Origin of the sequence: Ectothiorhodospira shaposhnikovii, assembly GCF_022227765.1 — a bacterium.
In the GTDB taxonomy this organism is placed as follows: domain Bacteria; phylum Pseudomonadota; class Gammaproteobacteria; order Ectothiorhodospirales; family Ectothiorhodospiraceae; genus Ectothiorhodospira.
On sequence record NZ_JAJMLZ010000018.1, the window covers coordinates 1 to 3275 of the forward strand.

Here is a 3275-nt window from a genome sequence, read left to right on the forward strand (position 1 = left end):
GGTGAAGTTATTTAACAATTCGGGAAAACATCTAGGCGAGAGTAAATGTAGTTTAGTTCTCTCAAATGTCATGTCGCATGAGCAACTGCGCCATTAATCTCAGACTTTTTGGGGTTATATGGTCAAGCGGTTAAGCGCACACGGTGGATGCCTAGGCGGTAGGAGGCGAAGAAGGACGTGGTAGTCTGCGATAAGCCTCGGGGAGCTGACAAACAAGCGTTGATCCGGGGATTTCCGAATGGGGAAACCCACCTCTTTTGAGGTATCTGCATCTGAATACATAGGGTGCAGAGGCGATACTCGGGGAACTGAAACATCTAAGTACCCGAAGGAAAAGAAATCAACCGAGATTCCGTCAGTAGTGGCGAGCGAAAGCGGAACAGCCCAAAAGTTGGCTTGATTTTAGTGGAACGGTCTGGAAAGTCCGGCGATACAGGGTGATAGCCCCGTACACGAAAAGATCTTGTCGATGAAAAGTGAGTAGGGCGGGACACGTGAAATCCTGTCTGAACATGGGGGGACCATCCTCCAAGGCTAAATACTCCCTACCGACCGATAGTGAACCAGTACCGTGAGGGAAAGGCGAAAAGAACCCCGGAGAGGGGAGTGAAATAGAACCTGAAACCGTGTGCGTACAAGCAGTGGGAGCCCTTTATGGGTGACTGCGTACCTTTTGTATAATGGGTCAGCGACTTAACGTGAGTGGCAAGGTTAACCGTATAGGGGAGCCGTAGGGAAACCGAGTCTTAATAGGGCGCCATAGTCGCTTGCGTTAGACCCGAAACCGGGCGATCTATCCATGGCCAGGATGAAGGTGGGGTAATTCCTACTGGAGGTCCGAACCCACTAATGTTGAAAAATTAGGGGATGAGCTGTGGATAGGAGTGAAAGGCTAATCAAGCCCGGAGATAGCTGGTTCTCCTCGAAAGCTATTTAGGTAGCGCCTCATGTCTCACTCCTGGGGGTAGAGCACTGTTATGGCTAGGGGGTCATCCCGACTTACCAAACCATTGCAAACTCCGAATACCAGGAAGTGCAATCATGGGAGACACACGGCGGGAGCTAACTTCCGTCGTGGAGAGGGAAACAACCCAGACCGCCAGCTAAGGTCCCCAAATCATGGCTCAGTGGGAAACGATGTGGGAAGGCAGAAACAGCCAGGAGGTTGGCTTAGAAGCAGCCATCCTTTAAAGAAAGCGTAATAGCTCACTGGTCGAGTCGGCCCGCGCGGAAGATTCAACGGGGCTTAAGCCATGTACCGAAGCTGCGGACGCCACGTAAGTGGCGTGGTAGAGGAGCGTTCCGTAGGCCTGCGAAGGTGTGCTGTAAGGCATGCTGGAGGTATCGGAAGTGCGAATGCTGACATGAGTAACGATAAGATGGGTGAAAACCCCATCCGCCGAAAGCCCAAGGTTTCCTGCGCAACGTCAATCGGCGCAGGGTTAGTCGGCCCCTAAGGCGAGGCAGAAATGCGTAGTCGATGGGAAACAGGTTAATATTCCTGTACCGCACCATGTTGCGATGGGGGGACGGAGAAAGCTAGATCAGCCGGCAGTTGGTGTCCGGTTTAAGCGTGTAGGGAGTGCTTCCAGGCAAATCCGGAGGCACAATCCTGAGGCGTGATGACGAGCTCCCACGTGGAGCGAAGTGATTGATGCTCAGCTTCCAAGAAAAGCCTCTAAGCTTCAGACACGGTGTGACCGTACCCGAAACCGACACAGGTGGGCAGGGTGAGAATCCCAAGGCGCTTGAGAGAACCCAGGTGAAGGAACTAGGCAAAATGGTACCGTAACTTCGGGAGAAGGTACGCCTCTGGCGGTGAAGGGCCTTGCGCCCGTAGCTGCTGGGGGCCGCAGAGACCAGGCCGCTGCGACTGTTTATTAAAAACACAGCACTCTGCAAACACGAAAGTGGACGTATAGGGTGTGACGCCTGCCCGGTGCCGGAAGGTTAATTGATGGGGTCAGCCGCAAGGCGAAGCTCTTGATCGAAGCCCCGGTAAACGGCGGCCGTAACTATAACGGTCCTAAGGTAGCGAAATTCCTTGTCGGGTAAGTTCCGACCTGCACGAATGGCGTAACGATGGCGGCACTGTCTCCACCTGGGACTCAGTGAAATTGAAATCGCTGTGAAGATGCAGTGTACCCGCGGCTAGACGGAAAGACCCCGTGAACCTTTACTACAGCTTCACACTGAACTTTGAACCTGCTTGTGTAGGATAGGTGGGAGGCATTGAAACCGGAACGCCAGTTTCGGTGGAGCCGACCTTGAAATACCACCCTGGCATGTTTGGAGTTCTAACCTCGTCCTGTGATCCAGGACAGGGACCGTGTGTGGTGGGTAGTTTGACTGGGGCGGTCTCCTCCCAAAGAGTAACGGAGGAGCGCGAAGGTACCCTCAGCGCGGTCGGAAATCGCGCACTGAGTGCAAAGGCACAAGGGTGCTTGACTGCGAGACAGACACGTCGAGCAGGTGCGAAAGCAGGTCTTAGTGATCCGGTGGTTCTGAATGGAAGGGCCATCGCTCAACGGATAAAAGGTACTCCGGGGATAACAGGCTGATACCGCCCAAGAGTCCATATCGACGGCGGTGTTTGGCACCTCGATGTCGGCTCATCACATCCTGGGGCTGAAGCAGGTCCCAAGGGTATGGCTGTTCGCCATTTAAAGTGGTACGCGAGCTGGGTTTAGAACGTCGTGAGACAGTTCGGTCCCTATCTGCCGTGGGCGTCGGAGATTTGAGAGGGTCTGCTCCTAGTACGAGAGGACCGGAGTGGACGTACCTCTGGTGTTCCGGTTGTCACGCCAGTGGCATTGCCGGGTAGCTACGTACGGACGGGATAACCGCTGAAAGCATCTAAGCGGGAAGCCTTCCTCAAGATGAGATCTCCCTGGGCACTTGATGCCCCTCAAGGGTCGTCGAAGACTACGACGTTGATAGGCGGGATGTGGAAGCGCAGTAATGTGTGAAGCTAACCCGTACTAATTGCCCGTGAGGCTTGACCATATAACACCCAAGCAGTTTGAGGTGTGTAGTTGCAACGACATGACATGCCTGATGTTTTCCCGATTTTGCCGATGTTGAGTTGATCAGCATCGGCGTCAGTTTTGCCTGGCGGCCATGGCGAACCGGAACCACCCGATCCCATCTCGAACTCGGAAGTGAAACGGTTCAGCGCCGATGATAGTGTGGGGCCTCCCCATGTGAAAGTAGGTCACTGCCAGGCACCTATTCCAAAACCCCGATCGGGAAACCGGTCGGGGTTTTTTCTTGCC

Annotated in this window: 2 rRNA genes; both read left to right on the forward strand. The window is 54.0% G+C overall.

Features of this window, described 5'->3' with window-relative positions:
• Positions 1-120: 120 nt before the first annotated feature.
• Positions 121-3006, forward strand: a 23S ribosomal RNA gene (locus tag LQD11_RS15340).
• A gap of 104 nt (positions 3007-3110) precedes the next feature.
• A 5S ribosomal RNA gene (gene rrf / locus LQD11_RS15345) occupies positions 3111-3226 on the forward strand.
• Positions 3227-3275 lie beyond the last annotated feature (49 nt).